Source organism: Bradyrhizobium xenonodulans, from assembly GCF_027594865.1.
Taxonomy (GTDB): Bacteria; Pseudomonadota; Alphaproteobacteria; order Rhizobiales; family Xanthobacteraceae; genus Bradyrhizobium; species Bradyrhizobium xenonodulans.
The window spans coordinates 2547167-2562398 of the sequence record NZ_CP089391.1 but is presented as its reverse complement, the minus strand read 5'-3'; the positions used below and the strand labels follow the sequence as shown (position 1 = coordinate 2562398).

Annotated in this window: 9 protein-coding genes and 1 pseudogene; 6 read left to right on the top strand and 4 right to left on the bottom strand. The window is 65.5% G+C overall.

All coding sequences use genetic code 11. The annotated features are described in order from the left end of the window. Positions 1-62 precede the first annotated feature (62 nt). A complete protein-coding gene (locus tag I3J27_RS11935) occupies positions 63-2816 on the top strand; it encodes a beta strand repeat-containing protein (RefSeq protein WP_270169228.1) in 2754 nt (917 codons plus the stop codon). A gap of 57 nt (positions 2817-2873) precedes the next feature. Here I3J27_RS11935 and I3J27_RS11930 read toward each other — a convergent pair whose 3' ends face one another. Further along, positions 2874-3512, bottom strand: a complete 639-nt coding sequence (locus tag I3J27_RS11930; RefSeq protein WP_270169226.1) for a VOC family protein — start codon at positions 3510-3512, stop codon at positions 2874-2876. Between the two features lie 294 nt (positions 3513-3806). Here I3J27_RS11930 and I3J27_RS11925 point away from each other — a divergent pair, with 294 nt between their 5' ends. Next, positions 3807-5441: a thiamine pyrophosphate-requiring protein gene (locus I3J27_RS11925; RefSeq protein ID WP_270169224.1), complete on the top strand. Its 1635-nt coding sequence runs from the start codon at positions 3807-3809 to the stop codon at positions 5439-5441. Positions 5442-5527: 86 nt separating this feature from the next. Continuing rightward, positions 5528-8004 (top strand): annotated as a pseudogene (locus I3J27_RS11920) (GAF domain-containing sensor histidine kinase). Between the two features lie 4 nt (positions 8005-8008). Here the strand turns inward: I3J27_RS11920 and I3J27_RS11915 are convergent. Both I3J27_RS11915 and I3J27_RS11910 read right to left on the bottom strand, forming a co-directional pair. Then, positions 8009-9592, bottom strand: a complete 1584-nt coding sequence (locus I3J27_RS11915; protein ID WP_270169218.1) for an MDR family MFS transporter — start codon at positions 9590-9592, stop codon at positions 8009-8011. Between the two features lie 155 nt (positions 9593-9747). Beyond that, entirely contained in the window at positions 9748-10263 is a 516-nt protein-coding gene (locus tag I3J27_RS11910; RefSeq protein WP_270169216.1) for a YcgN family cysteine cluster protein, read from the bottom strand. A gap of 294 nt (positions 10264-10557) precedes the next feature. Between I3J27_RS11910 and I3J27_RS11905 the strand changes: the two genes are divergently transcribed. The 3 genes from I3J27_RS11905 to I3J27_RS11895 are packed head-to-tail and all read left to right on the top strand — an operon-like array spanning position 10558 to position 14015. Beyond that, positions 10558-12846: a transglycosylase domain-containing protein gene (locus tag I3J27_RS11905; RefSeq protein ID WP_270169206.1), complete on the top strand. Its 2289-nt coding sequence runs from the start codon at positions 10558-10560 to the stop codon at positions 12844-12846. A 9-nt stretch (positions 12847-12855) separates the two neighbouring features. After that, positions 12856-13434 carry a DUF1214 domain-containing protein gene (locus tag I3J27_RS11900; protein WP_270169199.1) on the top strand — a complete coding sequence of 193 codons (579 nt, stop codon included), beginning with the start codon at positions 12856-12858 and terminating at the stop codon, positions 13432-13434. Next, positions 13431-14015: a DUF1254 domain-containing protein gene (locus I3J27_RS11895; RefSeq protein WP_270169197.1), complete on the top strand. Its 585-nt coding sequence runs from the start codon at positions 13431-13433 to the stop codon at positions 14013-14015. The genes I3J27_RS11900 and I3J27_RS11895 overlap by 4 nt, the downstream gene beginning before the upstream one ends. 506 nt (positions 14016-14521) lie before the next feature. Here the strand turns inward: I3J27_RS11895 and I3J27_RS11890 are convergent. Further along, complete coding sequence (locus tag I3J27_RS11890) at positions 14522-15223, bottom strand: MBL fold metallo-hydrolase (RefSeq protein ID WP_270169191.1); 702 nt, start codon at positions 15221-15223, stop codon at positions 14522-14524. Positions 15224-15232 lie beyond the last annotated feature (9 nt).

The window sequence follows — 15232 nt, the reverse complement described above, 5'->3', positions numbered from 1 at the left end:
GCGAAAGCGTCACGATACCGCCGCACGGCCTGTTTCGACGATCACGCAAGCGAGAAGCGCACATGGCTGTCACAGCAAATTTCTCCGCCGGAATTCTCACCGTCCTTGGCAACGGCTACAACAACACGGTCTTGTTGGGCCGCAACGCGGCCGGGACGATCGTCGTCAACCATGGCGCGGTCGCAGTCAAAGGCGGCCCCGCGACGGTCGCCAACACCAAACTGATCCAGGCCTTTGGCCAGGACGGCAACGACATCATCACGATCGACGAGAGCAACGGCGCAATGCCTGCGGCGAACCTGTTCGGTGGCGCCGGCAACGATACGCTGACCGGCGGATCCGGCGGCGACATGCTGTTCGGGCAGTCCGGCAACGACACGCTGCTCGGCAAGGGCGGCAACGATTTGCTGTTCGGCGGCGCGGGCAATGACGTCCTGATCGGCGGCGACGGCGACGACCGGATGTTCGGTGAAGCCGGCAACGACCGCATGATCTGGAACCCCGGTGACGACAGCGACCTGATGGAAGGCGGCGAAGGCATCGACACCGCCGAGGTGAACGGCGGCAACGGCAGCGAGATCTTCACCATCACGGCCAACGGCACGCGCGTGCGCTTCGACCGCCTCGACCCGGCGCCGTTCTCGCTGGACATCGGCACCACTGAGAACCTCGTGGTCAAAGCCAATGGTGGTGACGACGTCATCACCGCATCCGGCAACCTCGCCGCGCTCATCAACCTGACGCTCGATGGCGGGGCCGGCAATGACACCATCCTCGGCGGCAACGGCGCCGACCGCCTGCTGGGCGGCGACGGCAACGATTTCATCGATGGCAACCAGGGCAACGACACCGCCCTGCTCGGCGCCGGCAACGACACCTTCCAGTGGGACCCGGGCGACGGCAGCGACAAGGTGGACGGACAGGCCGGAGCCGACACAATGCTGTTCAACGGCTCGAACATCGGCGAGACCATCAGCCTTGCCGCGGCCGAGTGCGGACGCACCCTGCTGACCCGCGATGTCGCCAACATCACGATGGACCTGAATGGCATCGAGACCATCACGATCAACGCGCGCGGCGGCAGCGACAACATCGTTGTCCACAACCTGGCTGGAACCGACGTCAAGCAGGTCAATGTCGATCTCGGCTCGGCCGGGACCGGCGACGGTGCGGCGGATACGATCACGCTCGAGGGGACGCGCGGCGCCGACACGATCGAGGTGTCCGGCTCGGGCACTTCGGTTGCGGTCGCGGGACTGCCGGCTGCGCTCGCCATCACCAATGCGGAAGGCGCGAACGATGCGCTCGTGATCGAAGGTCTCGGCGGCAACGACATGATTTCGGCGGCCGCGCTTGCCGCCGGAATCGTGCGCCTGACGATCGATGGCGGCGCCGGCAACGATACGATCCTCGGCAGCGGTGGCAGCGACACGTTGATCGGCGGCGACGGCAATGATTTCGTCGACGGCAATCAGGGCAACGACGTCGCCCTGCTGGGCGCCGGCAACGATATCTTCCAGTGGAATCCGGGCGACGGCAGCGACACCGTCGAGGGCGGCACCGGCCTCGACACGCTGCGATTTTTCGGCGCCAACATTACCGAGAACCTCGCCATTGCCGCGAATGGCGATCGCGCCCTGCTCACGCGCGACGTCGCAAACATCACGATGGACCTGCACGGCGTCGAGCACGTCGATATCCACGCGTTGGGCGGCACCGACCACATCACGGTGGGCGATCTGACCGGGACCGACGTGACGCGGGTGAACATCGACCTCGGCGGTTCAACCGGAACGCCCGACGGCGCGGCCGATACCGTCACGGTCGATGCGACCCAGGGCGCCGACACGTTCGGCGTCAGCGGTAACGCCGGCGGCGTGACGGTGTTCGGCCTGCATGCGACCACCCACCTCACCTCCATGGACGCGACCGATCAGCTGACGCTCAACGGCCTCGGCGGTGACGACGTCATCGACGCGAGCGGCTTGGCTGCCGGCGTGCTGCAACTGACGATCAACGGCGGCACTGGCAACGACACCATTCGCGGCAGCCAGGGTGATGATTTGATCAGCGGCGGCGACGGCAACGACGTCGCGCTGATGGGCGCGGGCAACGACACCTTCGTCTGGAATCCGGGCGACGACAACGACACGATCGAGGGTCAGGGCGGCACCGACACCCTGCTGTTCAACGGTGCCAATATCGCCGAAACGATCAACATCTTCGCCAACGGCGACCGTGCCGAGCTGACGCGCGACGTCGCCTCGATCACGATGGACACGCACGGCGTCGAGACGATCGCGTTCAACGCCCGCGGCGGCGCCGACACGATCAATGTCGGCGACATGAGCGGCACCGACGTGACCGAGGTCAGGATCGATCTGGGCGCCGTTCCCGGCACCGCCGGCGGCGACGGCGCGGACGACAAGATCGTGATCAACGGCACCACCGGAGACGACGTCATCACGCTTTCGCTCAACAGCAACGGCGCGCTGGTGATCGACGGCCTGGCAAGCCAGGTCGTGATCGAGAATTTCGACTTCAACGACACCATCACCATCAACGGTCTGGGCGGCGACGACGTGATCGAGGCGTCGGGCGTCGGTCCCGGCGGGCCGCACCTCGTTCTCGACGGCGGCGGCGGCGACGACGTGCTCATCGGCAGCGCGGGCAACGACACGCTGCTCGGCGAGTTCGGCGACGATGTGCTGATCGGCGGCGGCGGCATCGACGTGCTGGACGGAGGTCCCGGCGACAACATCGTGATCCAGTCGTTGCTCGCCCATGCGAATATCTACGCGGGCACGCTGGTCTGAGCATTCGAAGCCGGCACCGCAGGAGAATGGGAGAGCGCCGCCGGATGCCTGCGGCGTTCAGGTCAGCTCCCTTGGCCCGCCCGGCGTTTCGATCCGGGCGCGATAGCGCAGTTTCGATCCCCTGACGATGTCGGGCGGCCGGTCTATCGTCAACGCACGATACAGCGTCTCCAAGGCGACGGGCTCCGGATGCTCGAGCGTGAAGGACGTCAGCCGCGCCCCCAGATCGGCTATTGCGGCCATCGAGCGGGGTTTGCCACGCCTGTCTATGATCGAGGGAGCAGCTCCGTCGAGAGGGAGAGATCCGTCATTCGGAATGGTGAAGTCGAACGAAGGGTCGGCCGCAGGAAGCGCGACCTTCGCGCCGAAGATCTCTCCCCGGCGGGCGATGATCGAATCGATCATGTCGGTTCTCGCGACCCAGCCCCGCAAGCGGCGGCCCTCGTCCCAATCGGACCTGACCTGGTCCTGATCGTCCAGGCCGAACCAGCGCGGGCGACCCGGCGCATCGGCCTCGGGGTCGAGCGCCACGATTTCCAGATAGACCGTGTCACCGAGCTGAAGCAGGTGATTATGGGTGCCCATATAGGCGTGGCGTTGTCCGAACGGAATATCGAGATCGAGGCAGTTTCGAACGTGGAGGACGCCTTCGGCCAAGCTCGGAGCGATGACCGTGATATGATCGAGCTTCAGCATCGTTCGGGATTCCGCGTCGAAATTGCCGCATCATGCAATCATCCTCTCCGGCTGACAACGTCGTCGCCCAGCTCCGACATCCGGATGAGCCGTTCCGATTCCGAGCGAACGGAGCCGCCGCAACATTCATCACGAGGGCCGTGACTTACTGGCGACGGTGTGGCTTGGCGACGCCCTCCTGCATGGCTGACCTACCGCATCCGCGCCGCGCTTCGCTTTACCGTCCAGCCGATTCCTGATCCTCTCTGCCTAACCAGCCGGGCCAACCGGCAAGCCCTAAGGGAGAGAGACGCCATGAAGCTCGGCACCGCGATTGCGGAAATCATGAAGCGCGAGGGGATCGAGATCCTCTGCGGCTATCCGGTCAACCACCTGATCGAGCATGCGGCCAAGGCCGAGATCCGCCCCGTGATGGTGCGGCAGGAGCGCGTCGGCGTGCACATGGCGGATGCGATCTCGCGGGTGACGTCGGGACGCACGATCGGCGCGTTCTGCATGCAGCATGGGCCGGGCGCGGAGAACGCGATGGGCGGCGTCGCGCAATGCTACGGCGAATCCGTTCCCGTGCTGGTGCTGCCGATGGGCTATCAGCGCCGGCTTGCGCATATCGAGCCGAACTTCAATTCCAGCGAGGCGATGAAGCCGTTTTCGAAATCCTCCGAGCCGATCATCCTGGCTGCGGAGGTCGCCAACATCTTTCGCCGTGCCTTCACCAAGCTGAAGAACGGCCGCGGCGGGCCCGTGATCGTCGAGATCCCCGCCGACATGTGGAACGAGGAGGTGCCGGAGCCCCTGAACTACACCCCGGTGCTGCGCACGCGCTACGGCGCCGACCCCGTGCATGTGAAGGAGGCGGCCGCCCTGCTCGTGGGCGCCAAGCGTCCCGTGATCTATGCCGGCCAGGGCGTGCATTATGCGCAGGCCTGGCCGCAATTGAAGCGCCTTGCCGAGCGGCTGGCGATTCCCGTCACCACCAGCCTCGGGGGCAAATCGTCGTTCCCGGAAACGCATCCGCTCTCGCTCGGCTCCGGCGGGCTCGCGATGCCGCGCGCGGTGCCGAAATTCCTCGCGGATGCCGACGTCATCTTCGGCTTCGGCTGCTCCTTCACCGAGACCAGTTTCGGCGTCGCGATGCCGAAGGGCAAGACCGTCATCCACTCCACGCTCGATCCCAATCATCTCAACAAGGACGTCGAGGCCAGGATCGGCCTCGTCGGCGATGCCGGCCTCGTGCTCGACGCGCTGCTGGAGGAGATCGGCAAGACCGTCACCGCGGATCGCGATGCCTCCGCCGTCGCGGCCGAGATCGCGGCCTCGCACAAGGAGTGGCTGGCGAAATGGATGCCGAAGCTCACCAGCAACGACGCGCCGCTCAGCCCCTATCGCGTGCTGTGGGACCTCCAGCACACCGTCGACATCAACAACACCATCATCACCCATGATGCCGGCAGCCCGCGCGACCAGCTCTCGCCGTTCTGGAAATCAGTCGAACCCCTCACCTATCTCGGCTGGGGCAAGACGACGCAACTCGGCTATGGCCTGGGTCTCGCGATGGGCGCAAAGCTGGCAAAACCCGACAAGCTCTGCATCAACGTCTGGGGCGATGCGGCGATCGGCTTCACGGGCATGGATTTCGAGACCGCGGTGCGCGAGCGCATCCCGATCATGTCGATCCTGCTCAACAATTTCTCGATGGCGATCGAGTTGAAGGTGATGCCGGTCTCGACCGAGAAATATCGCTCGACCGACATTTCCGGCGACTATGCCGCGATGGCGCGCGCCTTCGGCGGTTACGGCGAGCGGGTGACGAAGCCTGAGGACATCATCCCCGCGATCAAGCGCGGCATTCAGAAGACGAAAGAAGGCGTGCCGGTGCTGCTGGAATTCATCACCAGCAAGGAAACCGAGGTATCGCGGCCGGGGACCTGAGGCGAGCCGAGCACTGGCTCCGGCCGCAGGAGATGTGATAATCCGGCCCCGTGCCGCGCCTGTCGCGGCATCAGGCCGGATTAGGAATGACCACCCCTTCCAACGACATTGAGCAACTCAAGCGGCAATTGCAGTTGGCCGCGACCGAGAACGCGCGGCTGCGCGATCGGCAAAACGCCAGCGCCGAGATCCTGCGCACCATCGCGGCCTCCCCGTCGGATGCAAGGCCGGTATTCGCGGCGATTGCGTCGAGCTCGAAGCGCCTGCTCGGCGGCTTCTCCGCCACCGTGCTTCAGTTCATCGGCGACGAGCTGCATCTCGTGGCGTTCACGCCGACCAGTCCGGAAGCGGACGAAGGGCTGAAGGCCTCGTTCCCACGGCGGATCGAGGATTTTCCGACTTTTGCCCTCGTTCGTGACGGAGAGACGATCCAGTTTCCCGACAGCGAGGCCGATGACGTGCCGGAGCTGAACCGGAATTTGGCGCGGCTCCGCGGCTTTCGCAGCGTGCTGTTCATGCCGCTGATGAACCGGGGCACGCCGGTCGGCATGATCAGCGTCACGCGGGCCGAGCCCGGCGCGTTCGCGCCCGATCTCGTGGAGCTGCTCCAGACCTTTGCCGACCAGGCCCTGATCGCGATCGAGAATGCGCGCCTGTTCAACGAGACGCGCGAGACGCTGCAGCGGCAGACTGCCACCGCCGACATTCTGAAGGTGATGGCGGCATCGCCCTCCGACGTGCAGCCGGTGTTCGACGCCATCGCCGCCAACGCCAACCGGCTGATCGGCGGCTTCTCCACCGCAGTGCTGCGCTATGTCGACGGCGCGGCACACCTTGCAGCGTTCACGCCGACCGATCCCGCCGGCGATCGCGTGCTCCAGGCTTCGTTTCCGGTGCCGTTCGCGCAGTTTCCGCCCTACCGGCTCGTGGCCCATGGTGCTGCGGCACAGCTCCCGGACACCGAACTCGAACCGGCCGCGCGCGACATCGCGCGTGCCCGCGGCTACCGCAGCATGCTGTTCGCGCCGCTGATGAGCGAGGGCGAGGCGATCGGCATCATCATCGCGACGCGGCGCGCGACCGGCAGCTTCGCGGAGCATCATGTGCGGCTGCTCCAGACCTTCGCCGACCAGGCGGTGATCGCGATCAAGAATGTCAGCCTGTTCAACGCCACGAGGGAGGCGCTGGAGCGACAGACCGCGACCGCCGACATCCTCAAGGTGATCGCGGCCTCGCCCGCGGACGTCACGCCGGTGTTCCAGGCGATCTCCGACAGCGCCAAGGCGCTGGTCGGCGGACACTCCTCCACCGTCACCCGCGTCATCGACGGCATGCTGCATCTGGCCGCATTCACCACCGACAATGCGGCCGGCAATTCGGAGCTGCTCAGCTCGTTCCCGGCGCCGCTTGCGGCATCTGGCATTCACAGCCGGGTCGCGACGAGCGGCGCGTTCGCCTTCCGCAGCGACATGCAGAACGAGCCTGACCTCACCGAGGCGATGCGCGAGCTGGCGCGGACGCGCGGCTATCGCAGCATCCTCGTGATCCCGATGCTGCGCGACGGCATCGCCATCGGCACCATCGGCGTGACGCGGCCCGAGGCCGGCGCTTTCCCCGACAAGGCGATCAGCCTGCTCAAGACCTTCGCCGACCAGGCGGTGATCGCGATCAGAACACGCGGCTGTTCAACGAGGTGCAGGACCGCACGCGGGAGCTTGCCAGATCGCTCGACGATCTGCGCGCGGCGCAGGACCGTCTGGTCCAGACCGAGAAGCTGGCCTCGCTCGGCCAGCTCACCGCCGGCATCGCGCACGAGATCAAGAACCCGCTCAACTTCGTCAACAATTTTGCCTCGCTCTCGGCCGAGCTGACGGACGAGCTGAAGGAGGCGCTGGCGCCGGTTCGGCTCGCGGACGATGTCCGCGGCGAAGTCGACGAGCTGACGGAGCTTTTGAAGGACAATCTGCAAAAGATCGTGCAGCACGGACGGCGCGCCGATTCCATCGTCAAGAACATGCTGCTGCATTCGCGCGAGGGCGGCGGCGAGCATCGGCTGAGCGACGTCAACGCGCTGGTCGAGGAGAGCCTCAACCTCGCCTATCACGGCGCGCGCGCCGAGAAGCCGCAATTCGACGTGACGCTGAAGCGCGAATTCGATCCGGCGGCAGGCTCCGCCGAATTGTTTCCGCAGGAGATCACGCGGGTGCTCTTGAACCTGATCTCGAACGGTTTTTACGCGGTGACGAAGCGCAAGGCGGACAACGGCGCCGGCGGCTACGAACCGGTCGTGACCGCCACCACGCGCGACCGCGGCGATCACATCGAGATCCGCATCCGCGACAACGGCACCGGCATTCCGGACGAGGTCAAGGCGAAGATGTTCAATCCGTTCTTCACCACCAAGCCGGCCGGCGAAGGCACCGGCCTCGGATTGTCGATGAGCCACGACATCATCGTGAAGCAGCACGGCGGCACGATCGACGTCGCGTCCGAGCCGGGCAAGTTCACCGAGTTCACGATTGTGCTGCCGCGCAAGAGCAGCTTCGCGGATCGAGGCAGCTAGCCCCCTACTCCGCCATCTCGACGTGCTTGGTGACGGTGGGGCCGGCCAGCGGCCGCTCCTCCATCATGATGAGGCAGAGCGCGGCGGTGGTCATCAGCGCGGTCGCGGCACCGAAGACGTAGCGGAAGGCGTGGCGCATGTCGTCGGCGGGAATGGCGACGGCACCGGCGGCATGATGCTCGCCGGCCAGCGGAACGTCGGCGCCGAGCGCGATCAGCAGGATCGCCGCGAAGGCCGCGACCGTGAACGAGGACATCAGCGAGCGGAAGAAGTTCATCGCACCCGTGATGGTGCCGACTTGCGGACGCGCCACCGAGTTCTGCAGCGAGACCACGCAGACCGGGAAGGTCGTACCGAGCCCGAGCGCGAACGCGGCCATTAGCGTCAAGAGGCCCCACAGCGGCAGGGTGGTCAGCGTGAGGCCGAGGCCGCACAGCGCGGCCCAGGACGTGCCGACGATCGCGACGCGCTTGTAATGCTTGGCGCGCGCCATGGTACGGCCGGCGATCGCCGCGCCGCAAGTCGAGACCGCCGCGAGCGGGATCAGTGCAAGACCCGCCTCGCTGGCGCTGAGGTGATAGACCTGCTCGTAATAGAGCGGCAGCTGCACGGTGAGACCCGTGATCGCCCCTAAGCCGCAGCCGCCGGCCGTCAGCGCGAACGGCGCGACCGATCCCGTCAGCAGCTTCAGCGGCAGGAACGGCTCGTCGGCGCGGCGCGCGTGCCAGACGAAGGTGACCGCGAGCGCGACGGCGCCGCCCACCATCGCAATCACAGTCGGCGACAGCCACGGAAAACGCGTGCCGCCCCAGGTCAGCACCAGCATGAAGACAACCGCGGAGGCCATCAATAAGACGCCGCCGAGCCAGTCGACCTTGCGCTTGCGGTGGAACACCGGGATCTTCTTCATCTTCGGCAGCAGCATCACGATGGCGGCGGCCGCGATCGGCAGGTTGATCCAGAAGATCATCGACCAGTGCAGATGCTCGGCGAACACGCCGCCGATCACCGGACCGAGGATGCCGCCGACCATCCACACGCTGGAGAAATAGGCCTGGTACTGCCCGCGCTCGCGCGGTGAGACGACGTCGGAGATCACGGTCTGCACGACAGGCATGATGCCGCCGCCGCCGAGGCCCTGCAGGCCGCGCGCCAGAATCAGCATCGGCATGTTCGGGGCGATCGCGCACAACACGGAGCCTGCGACGAACAGGCTCAGCGAGGTGATGATCATGGCCTTGCGGCCGTAGATGTCGCTCAGGGTGCCGAACACCGGCGCAACGGCTGTCGAGGCGAGCAGATAGGCGGTGATGACCCAGGACAGGTTCGAAACATCCTGGAATTGGCGCCCGATGGTCGGCAGCGCGGTCGCCACGATGGTCTGGTCGAGTGCCGCGAGGAACATCGTGACCATCAGGCTGATGACGATGGTCCGGACTTCGTCCTGGGACAGCGGCGCCGGCGGCGCGAGCGAGGGCGCGTCATCGACGCTCAAGACCTCGCTCGGAAGGCGCGACAGCTCGTCTGCGATATCGTCAGGCAACGCCTGAATGTCGGCAGAACTACTCTGCCGGTCGAACTTGTTCATCTCGATCGGAAGCCGTGAGGCGGCGCAACGCCGCGAAGGATTCGTTCTATGCCGAGAATGTAGGGAAGAATGTTCTTCTCGGGCAGGCACCGCGGCGCATGGGTGCATCCCACCGCCGGGTCATCGCGCAGACGTGAACCGGGCCGGACGGCAGATCAGTCCTTCGGGCGTCGCTTCAGGCGTGCCCGTTTCGGCAGCTGCGCCGGCCATTGCACGATGTGGTGCTCTAGCTCCTCGTCCGGGATCTCCTCTTCGCTGCCCTCGACCCGGCCGCGCACGGAGACGCCGGCCTCATGCACGGTGTTGGGATCGCCGGAGATCAGCGGATGCCACCAATAGAGATCGCGCCCTTCGGCGACGAGCTTGTAGCCGCAGCTCGGCGGCAGCCAGTTCAGGGTGCGGACATTGGCCGGGGTCAGGCGGACGCAGTCCGGAACCTTGGCGGAACGATTCGGGTAATCCTTGCAGCCGCAGGTGCCGGCATCGAGCAGCTTGCAGCCGACATGGGTGAAATAGATGTCGCCGGTGTCCTCGTCCTCGAGCTTGTTCAGGCAGCAGCGGCCGCAGCCGTCGCACAGGCTTTCCCATTCGGCCGCCGACAGCTGCTCCAACGTCTTGGTTTTCCAGAAGAATTCTTCCTGGCCTGATGGTCGTTTGGGAGCTGCGGTCATGCGCCTCAACAAGGGTTCGAAAGAGCTACGGCTGACGCCATCTAGGGCGTGCGGCCCTGGTGCCGCAAGCGACGCCTCCGCGAGGCCCGTAATGAACCGGGGTCAATTAGGCCTGTTGTTCAAAATCGCGAGCCTGACCATTGGTTTATAGGCCCTGCTCGGCTAGAAGGAACAGCAAGTCCCCTCGGACGCTTGCCGGGCGCCTTGGGTTTGCCGCAACATTCCCGCAAGACGTCTCGGTGCCGCCCCGGCCGGGTGCTTGAACGCTGTCGAACCGAGCCTCAAGGGTTCCAGGTGGTCCAGAACACACCATCCAACTGGAAGAGCCGCGTCCGGAATTTCTTTCTGGACCTCGACGCGCGCATTGATTCCTCGCTGTTCTCCTCGGCCAAGGGCATCCGCGAGCTCTACGAGCGCTACTCGACCTTCATGGACCGGTTCTATGTCGGGCGCTGGAAGCGCTGGGTGTTCATCGAGCCGCTGTCGGAAGCCGCGACCCTCGGCCTCGGCGGCCTGGTCGTGATGCTCACGCTCGCCATCCCCGCCTTCCGCGAGACCGCGGACGAGGACTGGCTGAAGAAGTCCGACCTCGCGGTGAGCTTCCTCGACCGCTACGGCAACCCGATCGGCAGCCGCGGCATCAAGCACAACGACTCGATCCCGCTGGAAGATTTTCCAGACGTGCTGATCAAGGCGACGCTGGCGACCGAAGACCGCCGCTTCTACGAGCATTTCGGCATCGACATCGCCGGCACCGCGCGCGCGCTCGTCACCAACGCGCAGGCCGGCGGCGTCCGCCAGGGCGGCTCCTCGATCACCCAGCAGCTCGCGAAAAACCTGTTCCTGAGCAACGAGCGCACCATCGAGCGCAAGGTCAACGAGGCCTTCCTCGCGGTCTGGCTGGAATGGCGCCTGACCAAGAACGAGATCCTCAAGCTGTATCTGGACCGCGCCTATATGGGCGGCGGCACCTTCGGCGTCGACGGCGCCGCGCATTTCTACTTCAACAAATCCGCGCGCGACGTGACGCTGGCGGAGGCCGCGATGCTCGCCGGCCTGTTCAAGGCGCCGACGAAGTACGCGCCGCACATCAACCTGCCTGCCGCCCGTGCCCGCGCCAACGTCGTGCTCGACAACCTCGTCGATGCCGGCTTCATGACCGAGGGCCAGGTGTTCGGCGCCCGCCGCAATCCAGCCTTCGCCGTCGACCGCCGCGACGAGGCCTCGCCGAACTACTATCTCGACTACGCCTTCGACGAGATGCGCAAGCTGGTCGACACTTTCCCGAAGTCCTACACCGAGCGCGTCTTCGTGGTGCGCCTTGCGATCGACACCAACGTGCAGAAGGCCGCGGAAGACGCGATCGAGAACCAGCTGCGCCAGTTCGGCCGCGACTACCACGCAACGCAGGCTGCGACCGTCGTCTCCGATCTCGACGGCGGCATCCGCGCCATGGTCGGTGGCCGCGATTACGGCGCGAGCCAGTTCAACCGCGCCACCGACGCCTATCGCCAGCCAGGATCATCGTTCAAGCCTTACGTCTACACCACGGCGCTGCTGAACGGCTTCACGCCGAACTCGATCGTGGTCGACGGCCCGGTCTGCATCGGAAATTGGTGTCCGCAGAACTATGGCCATTCCTATTCCGGTTCGGTGACGCTGACGCAGGCGATCACGCGCTCGATCAACGTCGTGCCGGTGAAGCTGTCGATCGCGATCGGCCAGAGAAACGAGCCCAAGGCGCAGAACCCGGCCAAGGTCGGGCGCGCCAAGATCGTCGAGGTCGCGCGCCGCTTCGGCCTCAAGGCGCCGCTGCCCGACACGCCGTCGATGCCGATCGGCTCAGACGAAGTCACCGTGATGGAGCACGCCGTCGCCTATGTGACCTTCCCGAACCGGGGCAAGTCCGTGACGCCGCATTCGGTGCTGGAGGTGCGCACCGGCGCCGGCGATCTCGTCTGGCGCTGGGACCGCGACGGCCCGAAGCCGCGGCAGGCGATCCCTGCGAACATCGCCGCCGACATGGCCGGCATGATGAGCCACGTCGTCAGCGAAGGCACCGCACGCCGCGCCGCGCTCGACGGCATCCCGACCGCAGGCAAGACCGGCACGACGAATGCTTATCGGGACGCCTGGTTCGTCGGCTACACCGGCAATTTCAGCTGCGCGGTCTGGTACGGCAATGACGACTACTCGCCGACCAACCGCATGACCGGCGGCTCGCTGCCGGCGCAGACCTGGCACGACATCATGGTCGCGGCGCATCAGGGCGTCGAGGTCCGGGAAATTCCCGGCATCGGCATGGGCCAGAAGCTGCCGCCGCAACAGATCGCCAACGCGCAGGCCAATGCGGCACCGAAGGTGCTGGAGACCAAGCCCGGCCCCCCGCCCGTGCTGACCAAGCGCGGTGCCGACATCCTGGTGCGCGTCGAGAAGCTTCTGGATGACGCCGCCAAGACCGCGACCAAATCAACCAGCAACGACACCAAGGCGGCCAAGCCGGCGTCGTCGACGAGCGCACTCGCCTTCCCGCAGAACTATGCGGAAGAGAATGCGAACGCCTCCGCCCCGCGCAAGAACTGATCGAAACAAGTGCGGCTGATCCTGATCACATTGACGGCCCTTCTGCTCGCGAGCGTGGTCGGCGTCGGCGCGACCTGGATGACGACGACGCGCGGCACCGAGATCGGCGCGCTGACCATCGGCCCCTGGACCGCGCGCCCACGCACCGGCACTGCGGACGTCGATCCCTATTCGCGCGCCACCATCGTGCGCAACGGCGAGCTGCCGATCGGCACCGGCGACGGCGTCGCCTTCACCGCGACCGCCGACGAGAAGAAGAAGGCGCTCGACGGCCGCTGCGACGTGATTGTCTCCGGCGTGACGCCGCCGGCGCGGTTCTGGACGCTGACGCTGTACGACCGCAAGGGCCACCTCGTCGCCAATTCGCTGCAGCGCTACGGCTTCACCAGCCAGGAGATCTTGCGGGGGTCCGACGGCTCGTTCGAGATCCGCATCGCCTCGCGCTCGCGCGCCGGCAACTGGCTGCCGACCGGCGGCATCGAGCGCTACGCGCTGATGCTGCGCCTCTACGACACGCCGGTCGGGGTCGCGACCCGCACCCAGCGCGATGCGCCGATGCCCACGATCAAGACGGTGGGCTGCTCATGATCCGGCTGCTCTTCACCATCGTCGCCGGCGTGGTGCTGGGCCTCGTGGTCCATCTCGTCAGCGTGCTGGCGCTGCCGCGGATCGCGACGCAGGACGCCTATTCGCGGCTGACGCCGATGACCAAGGTCAACGGCGTCACCCAGCTTCCCCTCGCCGATCCCAGCACCTCGCCGATGCCGTTCATGGACCCGGCCTTCGCGCTCGCGATCTGCCGCTACGACCTGTCGAGCGGGCCGATCAAGCTGACCGTGCCGGTGAGCCAGGCCTACACCTCGGTGTCGTTCTACACCCGCAACGAGATCGCCTATTACGCCATCAACGACCGCTCGGCGGGCCGCAAGGTGATCGAGCTCGACCTGATGACGGAAGCGCAGCACAACGAGCTGCCCGAGGACGAAGAGGTCACCGCCGCCGACCGCCTGATCATCGACTCTCCGAGCACGACGGGTCTGATCGTGATGAAGGCGCTCGCCGCCGAGCCCGGCCTGATGCCGCAGGCGCAGGCAACGCTTGCCGCTGCGACCTGCGCGCCGCAGACCGAAGCGCCGGCCAAGGCCGAGGCCCCGCGCGGCCGGCGGTGAGGGACCGGCGTTTCAACAACGCGAAACCAAAAGCGCGAAAACAACCCCATGCACAGTAGCGGGGGCGTTGAAATCATGGGCTCTTTTTGTTTGAGCAGTCGGTACGGAAAACCGCTTCGCACTTTCCTGATCTCGCCTTGACGCTAATCCGTCGGATGCGCCGCTCGGACCGCGCGGAACTTCCGTTTTGACACGTCGGGCAAAACACTGGCAGAATGGCATCATCGAAAAGTTCGTAACACCCGCGCGGAGAAATCCGGCGCGGGTTTTTTCATGTCGGAGCAGAGGACTGCCATGATCAGAGGATCGGTATTGTTTCCAACGACAAGCGAGGCCGTCGTACCAGTTCGACCAGAATTGAATTTGGATAGCCGGCCGAGCTGGACTCGCGATGCGCTTGCAATTCAGTCTGAGACAAAAGCGCTGGCATATCCCAGCGAGGCCGCCCGCCTTAGCGCTCGCTCCTATGATATCCGCAAGCGCCCCAGAGCGGGCGCTCTCCTATATCAAGCAGACGATGTGTCACCCCACTTGTTACGGAAACGCGTCGACGCATCTTTGGCGATAGGACTGCCGTGACCAAATCCCGCAGCATCGAATGAGAGACGGGAAAGTTTACGTTGGCTTGCGCGACCGTTCTCCAAACTTTCGAAGCCCATGGGATCGCCGAGGCCCATGAAGTTCATGCAGACGTCACCTGCGAAGAGCATGCGTCCCGAACGCCACAGCAGTGCGACCTGTCCCGCGCAATGTCCGGGAATATGGATGACTTCGATACCTCCAGCGATGGGCAGGATATCTCCATCTCTCAAAGGGTGGTCGATAGCCACTGGCGGCACCCGCTGATCGGGATCGTAGAACAATCTGCACATCACTTGCCGTAACAAACCAACTCCCGTCATGGGCCGAAAAGGCCCGCCGCTCTCGGCTAGCGAAATATCTAGCGGGTGCATGTAGGTCCTCGCACCGGTTTCCCGCACGACCGCGGCGGCGCCCCCGATGTGATCGGGATGTCCGTGAGTGAGGATCAGGTGCTTGAGCTGATCGGGCGAATGGCCAAGTTCGCGAATTGCCTCGAATATGGCCGCCTCCTTACCGGCGAAACCGGCGTCGATGAGCGTCAATCCGTCGTCGCTCTCGATCAGGAAGGCGTTGACGCCTCCCATCGGGACGACGTGCACGTCTTCGATCACTTGCTTCATTGCCATGGTGGAATT

Excerpts from the sequence above, each read along its gene's own strand:
- I3J27_RS11925 (WP_270169224.1), top strand. The coding sequence starts at position 3,807 with ATGAAGCTCGGCACCGCGATTGCGGAAATCATGAAGCGCGAGGGGATC.
- I3J27_RS11890 (WP_270169191.1), bottom strand. The coding sequence starts at position 15,223 with ATGGCAATGAAGCAAGTGATCGAAGACGTGCACGTCGTCCCGATGGGA.
- I3J27_RS11935 (WP_270169228.1), top strand. The coding sequence starts at position 63 with ATGGCTGTCACAGCAAATTTCTCCGCCGGAATTCTCACCGTCCTTGGC.
- I3J27_RS11910 (WP_270169216.1), bottom strand. The coding sequence starts at position 10,263 with ATGACCGCAGCTCCCAAACGACCATCAGGCCAGGAAGAATTCTTCTGG.
- I3J27_RS11930 (WP_270169226.1), bottom strand. The coding sequence starts at position 3,512 with ATGCTGAAGCTCGATCATATCACGGTCATCGCTCCGAGCTTGGCCGAA.
- I3J27_RS11915 (WP_270169218.1), bottom strand. The coding sequence starts at position 9,592 with ATGAACAAGTTCGACCGGCAGAGTAGTTCTGCCGACATTCAGGCGTTG.
- I3J27_RS11895 (WP_270169197.1), top strand. The coding sequence starts at position 13,431 with ATGATCCGGCTGCTCTTCACCATCGTCGCCGGCGTGGTGCTGGGCCTC.